Genomic DNA, 13,823 nt, shown 5'->3' on the forward strand with positions numbered 1-13,823 from the left:
TTCCCGGATATGAATGGCGCAAGATCAGACACTTGTCGCCGAAACTAGTTGTGGATTGGCAAGAGCGAAACGGCGTCGGAACCGTCGCCGATGGCAAAGGGACTGCATATTAGCCAGCTTCGAGTTGGCGCGGGAAGAGGACTTTTGACCACTCGCGCGCCGGCTGTCGACGCACGCTCGGGACGTGGGCAGGAGAGGGCGCGGCGGACGGTCTGCACCCGGCTCGGAAAGCCCGAAGTACTTGACCTTGCCTCCCTCGATCAATCGCTTGACCGCTCCGGCCACGTCCTCGATAGGCCCGTTGGGATCTGCTCGATGTGGGTAGAACGGCTCGATCTGCTCGGTGCCCAGGCGCTCGCATGCCCATGGCGGCGGCCTTGCTGAGTTGACTGGCGTAGCGGAAGTCCGTGGCCCATGCCACCGTAACCGAGTGCGGAAACCTTCAGGCCGGAACGACCGAGCGTTCATGCATGATCTTCTGCCTTCTCGAGGGCGTCAGCGGATTGCGTGGTGGCCAGAACAGGAGGAAAGGATCTATTTTATTGACGGTGTAATTCTTCACGAATCCATGCAGGTCATTCATCAATAAACCGGAACGAATGGGGTGACCTGGCGTGTTTCGTGGTGGTGGCGGAGGAGCGCAGCTTCACCCGCGCAGCGGCGCGAGTGGGTGTCAGCCAATCGGCGTTGAGTCATACCCTGCGGCGTCTGGAAGAGCGGCTTGGACTGCGTCTGCTGGCGCGTACGACGCGCAATATCGGCCTGACAGAGGCCGGTGCGCAGCTCTATGCGTCGGTGAAACCCGCGCTGGAAGGCATTCGCGAGAGTGTGGCGTCCCTCGATGCCCTGCGCACGGAACCGGCAGGCCACATTCGCCTGACTTGCAGCCGCAACGCGGCCCAGCGTTTCGTGATGCCGGTGGTGAACAAGCTGCTGGCCGAGCACCCCAAGCTGCACATCGAGATGTCCGTCGACCATCGCCTGACCGATATCGTCGGCGAAGGCTTCGACGCCGGTGTGCGTCTGGGCGAGCAGGTGGCCAAGGACATGATCGCGGTGCGCATCTCGCCCGAGATCCGCATGGCGGTGGTCGCTTCTCCAGACTACCTGCGTCGCCAGGGGCGCCCGCAAACCCCGGACGATCTCACCGCGCACGGCTGCATCAACCTGCGCCTCCCGACCTTGGGCGGCTTGTACGCGTGGGAGCTGGAGAAAGACGGTCGCGCGGTCAACGTGAAGGTCGAGGGGCGTTTCACCTGCAACGACGCGCAGATGATCATCGATGCCGCCAGTGAGGGTCTCGGCTTGGCCTGCATGCCCGAGGACGTGGTGCTCGAGGACCTCGCGGCGGGCCGGCTGGTCCGCGTACTGGAGGACTGGTGCCCGGCGTTCCCCGGCTACCATCTGTATTACCCGGGGCGTCGCCAACACTCGCCGGCCTTCGCCTTGCTGGTCGACGCGCTGCGTTGGCGGGGTGCTTGAGCGAACCCGGCAGCGGGTTGGGCGATCCCATGGGTAAGTCTTGCGCAAGGTGCCCGCATGGAGTTGGTCGTCGCTCGCCCGGAAGGGCTCTATTGTCCACCCGGTGATTTCTACATCGACCCCTGGCGCCCGGTGCAGCGCGCCGTCATCACCCACGGTCACGGCGATCATGCCCGCAGCGGCAGTACCCATTACCTCGCTGCCGCGCCTGGCGAGGGCATCCTGCGCGCCCGACTGGGCGCGCAGATCGACCTGCAGAGCCTGGCCTACGGCGAGCGCATCAAGCATCACGGGGTGACCCTGAGCCTGCATCCGGCCGGCCATGTGCTCGGTTCGGCGCAGGTGCGCCTGGAGTACCGCGGCGAGGTCTGGGTCGCCTCCGGCGACTACAAAGTCGAAGCCGATGCCACCTGCGCCGCCTTCGAGCCGGTGCGTTGCCATACCTTCATCAGCGAGTCGACCTTCGGCCTGCCGATCTACCGCTGGCCGGCGCAGGCCGAGGTGTTCGCCGGGATCGACGCCTGGTGGCGCGAGAACGCCGCCGCCGGGCGCGCCAGCGTGCTGTTCGCCTATGCCTTCGGCAAGGCGCAACGCATCCTGCGCGGGATCGATGCCAGCATCGGCCCGATCCTCGTGCATGGCGCGATGCAGCCGCTCGATGCGGTGTACCGCGAGGCTGGGGTGGCATTGCCGCAGACCCACTACGCCAGCGACTTCAAGAAGACCGACCCCTTATTGCGCCAGGCGCTGATCCTGGCGCCACCGTCGGCGGCCGGCAGCACCTGGCTGCGGCGTTTCGGCGACTACAGCGATGCCTTCGCCAGCGGCTGGATGTTGCTGCGTGGCACCCGTCGCCGGCGCGGCGTGGACCGCGGCTTCGTGCTCTCCGACCATGCCGACTGGCCGGGCCTGCTGTGGGCCATCGAGCAGACCGGCGCCGAGCGGGTGATGGTCACCCATGGCCAGGTCGAGGTACTGGTGCGCTACCTGCGCGAACGCGGCCTGGATGCGCGCGGCTTCCAGACCGAGTACGGCGACGAGGACGACGCGCCGGAGGCCCAGGCATGAAGGCCTTCGCCGATCTCTACGCGCGGCTCGACGCCACCACTTCGAGCAATGCCAAGTTGCAGGCCCTGCAGGACTACTTCGCCAGCGCCGCGCCGGCCGATGCCGCCTGGGCGGTCTACTACCTGGCCGGCGGGCGCCCTCGACAACGGGTGCCGACGCGCACCCTGCGCGAGCTGGCGACGCGTACGGCGGAGCTGCCGGAATGGCTGTTCGAGGAGTGCTACCAGGCCGTCGGCGACCTGGCCGAGACCCTCTCGCTGCTGTTGCCGACGTCCTCCGCTCCCGCCAGCGGCGGCCTGGCCTGGTGGCTGGAGGAACGCCTGCTGCCGCTGCGTGGCCTGTCGCCTGAGGAACTCGCCGAGCGCCTACCGCCGCTGTGGGCCGAGCTCGATCGGCAGAGCCTGCTGGTCAGCCTCAAGCTGCTCACCGGGGGCTTTCGTGTCGGCGTCTCCAAGCTGCTGGTGACCCGCGCCCTGGCGAGCATGGCGCAACTGGACGCCAAGCGCGTGGCGCAGCGCATGGTCGGCTACACCGACCTGTCACGCCGGCCAACGGCGCAGGGTTACCAGGCGCTGATTGCCCCCGAATCCAGCGACGAGCACGCCCAGCGCGGCGGCCAGCCCTATCCGTTCTTCCTCGCCCATCCGCTGCAGGCGCCGCTGGAGCAGTTCGATGCGCAACTGGGTGCGGTGGAGGACTGGCAGGTGGAGTGGAAGTGGGATGGCATTCGCGCCCAACTGGTCAAGCGCGAGGGCCGCCTTTGGCTGTGGTCACGCGGCGAGGAACTGATCAGCGAGCGCTTCCCGGAATTGCAGGCCTTGGCCGACGTGCTACCCGATGGCTGCGTGATCGACGGCGAGCTGGTGATCAGCACGCCGCAGGGTGCGCAGGACAGTGCCTTTGGCGTGCAGCCGTTCGCCCTGTTGCAGCAGCGTATCGGACGCAAGACGCTGACGCGCAAGCTGCTCGATGAATTGCCGGCGGCGCTGCTCGCCTACGACCTGTTGGAATGGCGCGGCGAGGACTGGCGCAACCGGCGCCAGGACCAGCGGCGGGCGCGACTGGAGACGCTGGTGGAGGAGGTGGGCGATGCGCGCCTGCGCCTGTCGCCACTAGTGGAGGGACGCGACTGGGCGGACCTGGCGCGCCAGCGCGAGGCGTCGCGCAGCCTGGGCGTGGAGGGCCTGATGCTCAAGCGCCGCGACTCGCTCTACGGCGTCGGCCGCACCCGCGATCTGGGGCTGTGGTGGAAGTGGAAGGTCGATCCGTTCAGCGTCGATGCGGTGCTGATCTACGCCCAGCGCGGGCATGGCCGTCGCGCCAGTCTTTACAGCGACTACACCTTCGCTGTGTGGGACGACTCGTCCCCGGGCGAGCGGGTGCTGATGCCCTTCGCCAAGGCCTATTCCGGGCTCACCGACGAGGAAATGCGCAAGGTGGATGCGATCATCCGCAAGACCACCGTGGAGAAGTTCGGCCCGGTGCGCAGCGTCACCCCGACGCTGGTATTCGAGCTCGGCTTCGAGGGTATTTCCCTGTCCAAGCGGCACAAGAGCGGCATCGCCGTGCGCTTCCCGCGGATGCTGCGCTGGCGTACCGACAAGCCGGTGGATGAGGCCGACACCCTCGCCACCTTGCGGGGCCTGCTCTGATGCGCCGGGAGTTACCCTCGCAACGCTGGTTCGCGCTACGCGGTTGGCGTCCCTTCGCCTTCCAGCGCGAGATCTGGCAGGCGGTGGGCGCGGGCGAGTCGGGGCTGCTGCATGCCTCCACCGGCTCCGGCAAGACCTACGCGGTGTGGTTCGCCGCGCTGGATCGCTTCGCCCGCGAAGCGCCGCCGACGCGTGCGGCCCAGGCGCCGTTCACCATATTGTGGATCACCCCGATGCGCGCGCTCGCCGCCGATACCGTGCGCGCCCTGCAGACGCCGCTGGAAGCGCTGGAGATTCCCTGGAGCGTGGGCCTGCGCAGCGGCGATACCGGCAGCGCCGAGCGCGCGCGGCAGAGCCGGCGGCTGCCCAGCGCGCTGGTCACCACGCCGGAGAGCCTGACCTTGCTGCTGACCCGCGCCGACGCCCAGCAGGCGTTCGCCAGCGTGCGTCTGGTGGTGGTGGACGAATGGCACGAGCTGCTCGGCAACAAGCGCGGCGTGCAGTTGCAGTTGGCCCTGGCGCGACTGCGCCAGTGGCGACCCGAACTGATGGTCTGGGCGTTGTCCGCCACCCTCGGCAATCTCGAGCATGCCCGGGAGGTGTTGATGCCCGCCGGGCGCCTGGTACAGGGCCAGGAGCCCAAGACGTTGCAGGTCGACAGCCTGTTGCCGACGAGCCTGGAACGCTTTCCCTGGGCCGGCCACCTGGGCCTGCGCATGCTTCCGCAGGTGGTCGAGGAACTGCAGGCCAGCGGCACCAGCCTGGTCTTCACCAACACCCGCTCCCAGGCGGAGCTGTGGTACCAGGCGCTGCTCGAGGCACGGCCGGACTGGGCCGGGTTGATCGCATTGCACCATGGCTCGCTGGATCGCACGGTGCGCGACTGGGTCGAGCAGGCGCTCAAGCAGGGGCAGCTCAAGGCGGTGGTCTGTACCTCCAGTCTGGACCTGGGGGTGGATTTCCTGCCGGTGGAGCGGGTGCTGCAGATCGGCTCGCCCAAGGGCGTGGCTCGGCTGCTGCAACGCGCGGGGCGCTCCGGGCACGCACCGGGACGCGCCTCGCGCATCACCCTGGTGCCGACTCACGCGCTGGAACTGCTGGAATCCGCGGCGGCCCAGGTGGCGGTGGCCGAGCGTCGGGTAGAAGCGCGACAGTCGCCGGACAAGCCGCTGGACGTGCTGGTGCAGCACCTGGTGAGCATGGCGCTGGTCGGTTTCAAGGCAGAACCTATGCTCGCCGAGGTGCGCAGCGCCTGGGCCTACCGCGCGCTGAGCGACGAGGAGTGGCACTGGGCACTGGCGTTCATCCGCCACGGCGGCGACTCGCTCACGGCCTATCCCGACTACCGACGTGCCGAGCCCGACGCCGAGGGCCTATGGACGGTGCCGGATACGCGCCTCGCGCGCCGTCAGCGCATGAGCATCGGCACCATCGTCAGCGATGCGGCGCTGGCCGTGCGCTTCTGGAGCAAGGGCGGTGCCGGCGGCTCGCTGGGCAGCGTGGAGGAAGGCTTCATCGCCCGCTTGCGCCCCGGTGACGTGTTCCTTTTCGCCGGGCGGCCGCTGGAACTGGTGCGGGTGGAAAACATGACCGTCTTCGTCCGCCGCGCTGCGTCGAAGAAGGCCGCTGTGCCGCGCTGGAACGGCGGGCGCATGCCGCTCTCCAGCGAGCTGGCCGATGCCGTGGTGGAGCGCCTGGATGTCGCCGCGAAGGGCGAGTTCGTCGGTCCGGAAATGAGCCTGCTGCGGCCACTGCTGGACGTGCAGCGGCAATGGTCGGCGCTGCCCAGGGTCGGCACGCTGCTGGCCGAGACCCACAAGTCCCGCGAGGGCTGGCACCTGTTCCTCTATCCCTTCGCCGGCCGCGCCGTGCACCTGGGATTGGCCAGCCTGCTGGCCTGGCGATTGGCGCGGCAGCAACCGCTGAGTTTCTCCCTGGCGGTGAACGACTACGGGCTCGAACTGCTCTGCGCGAGTGCGGTGGACTATGCCGGCGCGCTCACGCCGGATCTGTTCGACACCGACGAGCTGCTGCACGACGTGCTCGCCAGCCTGAATGCCGGCGAACTGGCGCGCCGGCGCTTCCGCGAGATCGCGCGGATCGCCGGGTTGGTGTTCGTCGGTTATCCCGGCGCCGGTAAGAGTGCCCGCCAGTTGCAGGCTTCCAGCTCGCTGTTCTTCGACGTGTTCCAGCAATACGACCCGGACAATCGCCTGCTCGACCAGGCGCAGCAGGAGGTGCTGGGACAGGAGCTGGAAGTGAAACGCCTGGCGCAGACATTGCGGCGTTTGCAGGCGTGCCGGCTGGACTTGCATGCGCTGAAGCGGCCGACGCCGCTGGCCTTTCCGCTGATGGTCGAGCGCTTCCGCGAGAGCCTGAGCTCGGAAAAGCTCGCCGAGCGCATCCGCCGCATGCTGGGTGAGCTGGAGCGTGCGGCCGGGGGCACGCCGCTCGACGCGCAGGTGCCACTGGCCATCGACGACGAACGTCCGCGGCCACGCGCGCCACGGTAACTGAAGGATGGTCGCCCGCGCCGTAGGAAACCCAATGTCTGAGACGCCGAGCGAGCACATCGCGGTGCAACTGGCCGGTTGCGAGCTGTGGCTGCTGGCGGACAAGGCCATCTGGTGGCCGGCACAACAGGCGCTATTGGTCGCCGACCTGCACCTGGGCAAGGCCGCCAGCTTTCGCCGCCTCGGCCAACCGGTGCCGAGCGGCACCACTGCCGCCGACCTTGCCCGGCTGGACGTGCTGCTGGCGCGTTTCGGTTGTCGCCGGCTGATCTTCCTCGGCGACTTCCTGCATGCCCCCGAGTCGCGTACGCCAGCGCTGCTGCGGATGCTGGGTGAATGGCGCGAGCGCCACGCGCAGGTGGCGATGACCCTGATCCGCGGCAACCACGACCGCCGCGCTGGCGACCCACCGACGCAATGGGCCATCGAGACGGTCGCCGAACCGTTGCTGCTGGGCGGTCTCGCCTTGCAACACGAACCCCAGGCGCACGCCGAGCGACCGGTGCTCGCCGGGCACCTGCACCCGGCCTACCTGTTGCGTGGCGCGGGCCGGCAACGGCTGCGCCTGCCGTGCTTCGTGCTCGACGAGCGGGTCAGCCTCCTGCCGTCATTCGGCGGCTTCACCGGAGCGATGAACTGGCAGCGGCGAGCCGGACAACGGATCTTCGTGGTCGGTGGCGGCGGCATCTGGCCCATGCCCTGAGACGCGAGACCGGACGCATGCGCGCCACCGTCGGTCGGCGCGATGCGTAGGTGGGGTTGCGATGTAAAGTGATCGTTTTACATTGGGTCCATGGACAAGCACACGCACATGCTCGAACGAGCGACCCGCACCTTCGAGGCGGAAGGCTTCCGTGGCATCGGTGTCGACCGCCTGGTCGCCGCTGCCGGGGTTTCCAGTCGCACCCTCTACAAGCACTTCGGTTCCCGCGACGGGCTGGTGATTGCCGTGCTGGAGGCACGCCAGCGTGCCTTCATGCAGCGGCTGGATGGGCTCGAGCAGCACGCCGATCCGATCGGCGCGCTGTTCGACGCACTGGATACGTGGATGCGCACCCAGGGCGCCGGTGGTTGCATGCTGTTGCGTGCGCGCAGCGAGTACGCCGCCGCCAGCGAAGCCATCGTGACGCTGGTGCAGATGCAGAAGGCCGAGTTCCGGGCCTGGCTGGAGGCGCGCCTGGAGCAACTGCTGGGCCGTCCCGAGCCCGGGCTGGCCACGCAACTGTGGCTGCTCTTCGAGGGCGCCACGGCGAGCGTCGCGGTGGGCGGCCTGTCGCTGATCGAGGAGGCGAAGACGGCGGCGTGCACGCTGCTGGCCGCCGCCGAGGCTCGCCCATGAGACGCCATGGGCTCAACGTGGTGGCCGCTGCCTTCGCCCTGACGGCATTGTCCTATGGCCTCGCGCGCTTCGCCTACGGCCTGCTGCTGCCACAAATCCGCGAGGAGTTGACGTTGGGCGTGGCGGCCGCGGGCTGGATTGGCGGCAGTGCCTTCGCCGCCTATTGCCTGGGCATCGTGCTGGCGTTCGCCGGCAACGGGCGTTTCGGCCCGCGACCGGTCGTGCTGGCCGCGGCCGGGGCGGCGACCTTCGGCATGGGGCTGGTGAGCCTGGCCCAGGCACCGTTGACGCTGGGGCTGGGCATCGCCCTGGCCGGCTTGAGTACCGGTCTGACGTCACCACCGCTGGCACAGGTGGTGGCGCTGAGCTTCGACGAGCGTCAGCGGCCTCGGGCGAATGCGACCATCAATGCCGGTACGGCGGCCGGGATCGTGCTTTCCGGCGCGGCGGCGTTGCTCGCCGCTGGCGCCTGGCGCGAACTCTATGCATTGTTTGCGCTGCTCGGGGCGGGTGTCGGGCTATGGCTGTATTTCGCGGTACCGGCGAGCCGTGGGGAGGCGATGGCACGGGTGAGCGCGGCCCTGCTGGCGCGTCCGGGCGTTCGTACGCTGTGCCTGAGTGCCTTCCTGATGGGGGTCTCCAGCGCCGCGTTGTGGACCTTCGGTGCCGACCTGCTGCGCAGCGCGTACGGCTTCTCCGGTGAACGAATCGCCTGGCTATGGGTTCTGCTCGGCCTGTCCCGGCTTAGTGGCGCGCTGACCGGGCGACTGACCCAGCGCTATGGCAATCGTCGGGTACACAGCGCTGCGCTGGTCCTGCTCGCGGGAGCGACGCTCGGCCTGGCGGCGAGTGCGTCTGCGCCGTTCGCGGGATTCGTTGCCATGGCCGTGTTCGGCGCGGCCTACATCGTTTCCACGGGCTGCTACCTGATTCAGGGGGTGGAACTGCTGGAGGATCGTCCCGACCTGGGGCTGGGCATCCCGTTCCTGCTCCTGGCCTTGGGGCAAACGGTGGGGAATCCGCTGTTTGGCGCGCTGCTGGCGGCGACCGGCGTGCTGCCGGCACTGGGTCTGTCCGCGGCGATCGCCTGTCTGGCGGCCATGCTAAGGCCCTGAGTCGGGCCTGGAGGGCACCGCGTGACGCCGCCGGAGGGGCGCCACGCGGCGGAACCGTCAGTTCGCGGCGCGCGCCTGATCGCGCAACGCCTTGATCTGGTCGTGGTTGCGCTGTACGCCCTGAGCCTGGCGTTCGACGACCGTGCGAACCGCTGGCGGCAGGTCTTTTTCCAGTGCCTGCTTGTAGCTCTTCAGCGCCACGTCTTCGCCACGCTCGCACTCGTTGAGAATGGCTTCGTCGCTCTTGCCGGTGATCGCCGACTTGATGTCGACCCACTTGCGGTGCAACGCACCGGCGGTGCTGGCCTTGCGCTCCGGATCGCCGCCGAGTTGCACAACCAGTTGCTGCAACTCGGAGGCTGCCTGACTGCAGTCCTGAGCGCGCGAAGTCATGGTGGCCTTGAGGGTGGGATTCTTCAGATCGTCGGCGCATTCCTGGAAACCCTTGTAACCGTCCAGACAGGTTTCGATCAGGTCGTTGAGTTCGGAAATGGTTGCTTTGTTGTCCATGAAACACCTCTAGGCAGGATTCAAGTCCCGTCGCCAGGGTTTCCTGGCGGGGGTAATGATGCTGACCGGGTGAGGTCTCCGACGTTCGAACGAGCCGGCGAGCGGTATCTACAACGGCGTCAGTTTGTCCATCACCGTGCTCAACGCCAGGCGGGTGTCGTCGAGCTGAACCATCGAGGCCTGTTGTGCGGCGAGGGCGTCGCGGTTCTTGATGGCGGTGAGAATGGCCTTGTGGCGGGGCAGGGTGAGGGCCTGCAGGTTGGGGCGGTTGCTGGAGAAGGCGATGGATTCGCGCAGGGCGATGGAGAGCATGTTGCTCATGTACACCAGCAGGTCGTTGTGGGTCGCTTCGGCGACGCAGCGGTGGAAGTCGAGATCCGGCTGCAGCATCTCGGCGCGGCTGGTGGCGGCTTCCATGCGCCCGTAGGCTTCCTCGATGGCGGCGATGTCCGCCTCACTGGCGGTGCTCGCGGCCAGCGCGCAGATCGCGGGTTCGAGGATGCAGCGCACGCCTACCAGGGAGCTGAAGAACTCGCTGGCCGGGGTGCTCTGCACCAGCCAGTAGAGGACGTCCGGGTCGAGCATGTGCCAGTCGCGACGGGGCCGCACCAGGGTGCCGACGCGCGGCTTGGAGAGTACCAGGCCCTTGGCGGTGAGCACCCGCACGGCTTCGCGAACCACCGGTCGGCTGACGCTGTAGTCCTCGCACAAGGACGCTTCCAGCGGCAGCTTCTCACCGGGCTCGAAGGCCCCGGAGACGATGCGCATGCCCAGCTCCTGGACGATATTGGCGTGGCGGCTCTTGCGGGTCTTGGGGTGCTTGTAATCCATGGAATACGGCGAGTCGGCCTGACGAGCGCGGCATCATAGCATCGCCGTCTTTCGCCAGGCGGGATCGCCACGGAAACACGTGGCGATCCGCACCCGGTCAGTGCGAATGGCGCGGGACTTCGGAGCCGCGGCAACCGACCAGGAAGTCGAAGTCGCAGCCTTCATCGGCCTGCAGCACGTGGTCGATGTACAGACGGCGATAACCGCCGTCCCACGCCAGCGGGGCCGCCGGTTGCAGCTCGGCCAGGCGGGCTTGCAGTTCCGCGTCGCTGATGTCCAGATGCAGGCGTCCGGCATAGGCGTCCAGTTCGATCATGTCGCCGTTGCGTACCGCCGCCAGCGGGCCGCCGGCCGCCGCCTCGGGCGCGACGTGGAGCACCACGGTGCCGTAGGCGGTGCCGCTCATGCGTGCGTCGGAGATGCGCACCATGTCGGTGATGCCCTTGGCCAGCACCTTGGGCGGCAGGCCCATGTTGCCGACTTCGGCCATGCCCGGGTAACCCTTGGGTCCGGCATTCTTCATCACCAGCACGCAGGTTTCGTCGACGTCCAGCTCCGGGTCGGCGATGCGCGCCTTGTAGTCATCGAAGTTCTCGAAGACCACCGCACGGCCGCGGTGCTTCATCAGCTCGGGCGTCGCCGCCGAGGGCTTGAGCACCGCGCCCTTGGGCGCCAGGTTGCCGCGCAACACGCAGATGCCGCCATCGGCGCGGATCGGGTTGTCGAGGGTGCGGATGACCTCATCCTCGCCGTAGATCGGGGCGGCGGCGCAGTTCTCCCAGAGGCTCTTGCCGTTGACGGTGAGCGCCTCGGGATGCGGCAGCAGCTTGCCTTCGCCCATGCGCCGGATCACCGCCGGCAGGCCACCGTCGTAGTAGAACTCTTCCATCAGGAAGCGCCCGGACGGTTGCAGGTCGACGATGGTCGGCGTGCCGCGGCCGACGCGCGTCCAGTCGTCCAGCTCCAGGTCCACGCCGATGCGTCCGGCGATGGCCTTGAGGTGGATCACCGCGTTGGTCGAACCGCCGATGGCGGCGTTGACCTTGATGGCGTTCTCGAAGGCTTCGCGGGTCAGCACCTTGGACAGGCGCAGGTCCTCCCAGACCATGTCGACGATGCGCATGCCGGACAGGTGTGCGAGCACGTAGCGGCGCGAGTCCACCGCCGGGATGGCGGCGTTGTGCGGCAGCGAGGTGCCCAATGCCTCGGCCATGCAGGCCATGGTGGAGGCGGTGCCCATGGTGTTGCAGGTGCCCGCCGAGCGCGACATGCCGGCTTCGGCGGAAAGGAATTCGTTGAGGTCGATCTGGCCTGCCTTGTACTGCTCATGCATCTGCCAGACGATCGTCCCCGCGCCGATGTCGCGGCCCTTGTGCTTGCCGTTGAGCATCGGCCCGCCGGTGACCACGATGGCCGGCACGTCGCAGCTGGCCGCACCCATCAGCAATGCCGGGGTGGTCTTGTCGCAGCCGGTGAGCAGTACCACGGCATCGACCGGGTTGCCGCGGATGGCTTCCTCCACGTCCATGCTCGCCAGGTTGCGGGTGAGCATCGCGGTCGGCCGCAGGTTGGACTCGCCGTTGGAGAACACCGGGAACTCCACGGGGAAGCCGCCAGCCTCCAGTACGCCTTTCTTCACATGCTCGGCGATCTTGCGAAAGTGCGCGTTGCAGGGCGTCAGCTCCGACCAGGTATTGCAGATGCCGATGATCGGCTTGCCCTGGAACTCGTGGTCCGGAATGCCCTGGTTCTTCATCCAGCTGCGGTACATGAAGCCGTTCTTGTCGGTGGTACCGAACCAGGCGGCAGAGCGGAGGGGGCGACGGGTGGATGTCATGGCGGCTTCTCTTTTTGTATTACTAATTTGTTTTAGTGACGCAAAAGTAACCTGATGGGAGCCGTTTTGGAAGGCTTGTTCGTTAAAAAGTAATACTTTATAGTCGCCGCAAATGCGAGGGCACCGCTACTCGCAACCTGGTCCGTTACAAGAACAATTGGAGACCGCGACACATGAACGCCGAACAACGGCTGGTGCGCCTGATCACCCTCAAACTCATCCCGTTCCTCGTCCTGCTCTACCTGGTGGCCTACGTCGATCGCTCGGCGGTGGGCTTCGCCAAGCTGCACATGGGCGCCGACGTCGGCATTGGCGACGCGGCCTATGGCCTGGGCGCCGGGCTCTTCTTCATCGGCTACTTCCTCTTCGAGGTCCCCAGCAACCTGTTGCTCGATCGTTTCGGGGCGCGGCGCTGGTTCGCCCGCATCCTGCTCACCTGGGGCGCGATCACCGTAGGCATGGCCTTCATCCAGGGGCCGAACAGCTTCTACGTGATGCGCTTTTTGCTCGGCGCCGCCGAGGCGGGCTTCTTCCCCGGGGTCCTCTACTACATCACCCAGTGGTATCCGGTGCGCCATCGCGGCAAGATCATGGGCCTGTTCGTGCTCTCCCAGCCCATCGCGCTGATGATCACCGGGCCGGTGGCCGGCGCCCTGCTGGGCATGGAAGGCATTGCCGGGTTGCATGGCTGGCAGTGGCTGTTCGTGATGATCGGCCTGCCGGCGATGCTGTTGACCTGGCCGACCCTGGCCTACCTGCCGGACAGCCCGGCGCAGGTGAAGTGGCTGACCGACGAGCAGAAGCGCTGGCTCGCCAACGAGCTGAAGAAGGATGAGCACGAGTACGCCCAGACCCGCCATGGCAACCCGCTGCATGCCTTGAAGGACAAGCGCGTGCTGTTGCTGGCCGCCTTCTACTTGCCGGTGACCCTGAGCATCTATGGCCTGGGGCTGTGGTTGCCGACCATCCTCCAGCAGTTCGGCGGCAGCGACCTGACCACCGGCTTCCTGTCCTCGGTGCCCTACGTGTTCGGCATCATCGGCTTGCTGCTGGTGCCGCGCAGCTCGGATCGCCTCAACGACCGCTACGGGCACCTGGCGGTGCTCTATGCCGTGGGCGCCTGCGGCATGTTCTTCAGCGCCTGGCTGGCTTCGCCGGTGCTGCAACTGGCAGCGCTGTCGCTGGTCGCCTTCTGCCTGTTCTCCACCACCGCGTTGTTCTGGACGCTGCCGGGACGCTTCTTCGTCGGCGCCAGCGCCGCGGCGGGCATCGCATTGATCAACTCGGTGGGTAACCTGGGTGGCTACATGGGGCCGTTCGGTATCGGCCTGCTCAAGGAGTACACCGGCAACATCGCGTCGGGGCTGTACTTCCTGACGCTTGTGATGGTCGTCGGGTTGCTGCTCACCGGCGTCGTCTACAGCCGCCTGGAGCGCCGTCAGGCCCGCGAGCAGGGCGCCCTGGCGAACGGCTGAT

At 67.5% G+C, this 13,823-nt stretch carries 12 protein-coding genes; 8 read left to right on the top strand and 4 right to left on the bottom strand.

Annotated features, from left to right (window positions below):
- Nucleotides 1-24: 24 nt before the first annotated feature.
- Nucleotides 25-468 (bottom strand): aldo/keto reductase, encoded by a 444-nt coding sequence (locus ACYRGX_RS13890; protein ID WP_473053056.1) that lies wholly within the window; start codon nucleotides 466-468, stop codon nucleotides 25-27.
- A gap of 117 nt (nucleotides 469-585) precedes the next feature.
- On the opposite strand from ACYRGX_RS13890, the gene ACYRGX_RS13895 reads away from it, so the two are divergent.
- From ACYRGX_RS13895 to ACYRGX_RS13925, 7 genes are all read left to right on the top strand, one after another.
- Complete coding sequence (locus tag ACYRGX_RS13895; RefSeq protein WP_473056695.1) at nucleotides 586-1,482, top strand: LysR family transcriptional regulator; 897 nt, start codon at nucleotides 586-588, stop codon at nucleotides 1,480-1,482.
- 57 nt (nucleotides 1,483-1,539) lie between these two features.
- The gene (locus tag ACYRGX_RS13900) at nucleotides 1,540-2,550 is read left to right on the top strand and encodes a ligase-associated DNA damage response exonuclease (RefSeq protein ID WP_473053057.1); all 1,011 of its coding nucleotides are present in this window, start codon (nucleotides 1,540-1,542) and stop codon (nucleotides 2,548-2,550) included.
- Complete coding sequence (locus tag ACYRGX_RS13905) at nucleotides 2,547-4,202, top strand: ATP-dependent DNA ligase (RefSeq protein WP_473053058.1); 1,656 nt, start codon at nucleotides 2,547-2,549, stop codon at nucleotides 4,200-4,202. The genes ACYRGX_RS13900 and ACYRGX_RS13905 overlap by 4 nt, the downstream gene beginning before the upstream one ends.
- Nucleotides 4,202-6,715, top strand: coding sequence for a ligase-associated DNA damage response DEXH box helicase (locus ACYRGX_RS13910; protein ID WP_473053059.1), 2,514 nt, complete (start codon nucleotides 4,202-4,204; stop codon nucleotides 6,713-6,715). Before ACYRGX_RS13905 ends, ACYRGX_RS13910 begins: the two co-directional genes overlap by 1 nt.
- Before the next feature lie 34 nt (nucleotides 6,716-6,749).
- Nucleotides 6,750-7,418, top strand: coding sequence for a ligase-associated DNA damage response endonuclease PdeM (pdeM, locus tag ACYRGX_RS13915; protein ID WP_473053060.1), 669 nt, complete (start codon nucleotides 6,750-6,752; stop codon nucleotides 7,416-7,418).
- A gap of 90 nt (nucleotides 7,419-7,508) precedes the next feature.
- On the top strand, nucleotides 7,509-8,054 hold the full coding sequence (locus tag ACYRGX_RS13920) for a TetR/AcrR family transcriptional regulator (protein ID WP_473053061.1): 546 nt from the start codon (nucleotides 7,509-7,511) through the stop codon (nucleotides 8,052-8,054).
- Nucleotides 8,051-9,169 carry an MFS transporter gene (locus ACYRGX_RS13925; RefSeq protein WP_473053062.1) on the top strand — a complete coding sequence of 373 codons (1,119 nt, stop codon included), beginning with the start codon at nucleotides 8,051-8,053 and terminating at the stop codon, nucleotides 9,167-9,169. Before ACYRGX_RS13920 ends, ACYRGX_RS13925 begins: the two co-directional genes overlap by 4 nt.
- A gap of 57 nt (nucleotides 9,170-9,226) precedes the next feature.
- Here ACYRGX_RS13925 and ACYRGX_RS13930 read toward each other — a convergent pair whose 3' ends face one another.
- The 3 genes from ACYRGX_RS13930 to ACYRGX_RS13940 all read right to left on the bottom strand — a co-directional run bounded on the left by ACYRGX_RS13930 (nucleotide 9,227) and on the right by ACYRGX_RS13940 (nucleotide 12,347).
- On the bottom strand, nucleotides 9,227-9,679 hold the full coding sequence (locus tag ACYRGX_RS13930) for a PA2169 family four-helix-bundle protein (RefSeq protein ID WP_473053063.1): 453 nt from the start codon (nucleotides 9,677-9,679) through the stop codon (nucleotides 9,227-9,229).
- 108 nt (nucleotides 9,680-9,787) lie between these two features.
- Nucleotides 9,788-10,510 (bottom strand): FadR/GntR family transcriptional regulator, encoded by a 723-nt coding sequence (locus ACYRGX_RS13935; protein ID WP_473053064.1) that lies wholly within the window; start codon nucleotides 10,508-10,510, stop codon nucleotides 9,788-9,790.
- Nucleotides 10,511-10,607: 97 nt separating this feature from the next.
- Nucleotides 10,608-12,347 (bottom strand): IlvD/Edd family dehydratase, encoded by a 1,740-nt coding sequence (locus ACYRGX_RS13940; protein ID WP_473053065.1) that lies wholly within the window; start codon nucleotides 12,345-12,347, stop codon nucleotides 10,608-10,610.
- A gap of 173 nt (nucleotides 12,348-12,520) precedes the next feature.
- On the opposite strand from ACYRGX_RS13940, the gene ACYRGX_RS13945 reads away from it, so the two are divergent.
- The gene (locus ACYRGX_RS13945) at nucleotides 12,521-13,822 is read left to right on the top strand and encodes an MFS transporter (RefSeq protein ID WP_473053066.1); all 1,302 of its coding nucleotides are present in this window, start codon (nucleotides 12,521-12,523) and stop codon (nucleotides 13,820-13,822) included.
- Nucleotide 13,823: the final 1 nt, after the last annotated feature.

The sequence above is a fragment of the Pseudomonas sp. R4-15 genome (assembly GCF_055768815.1).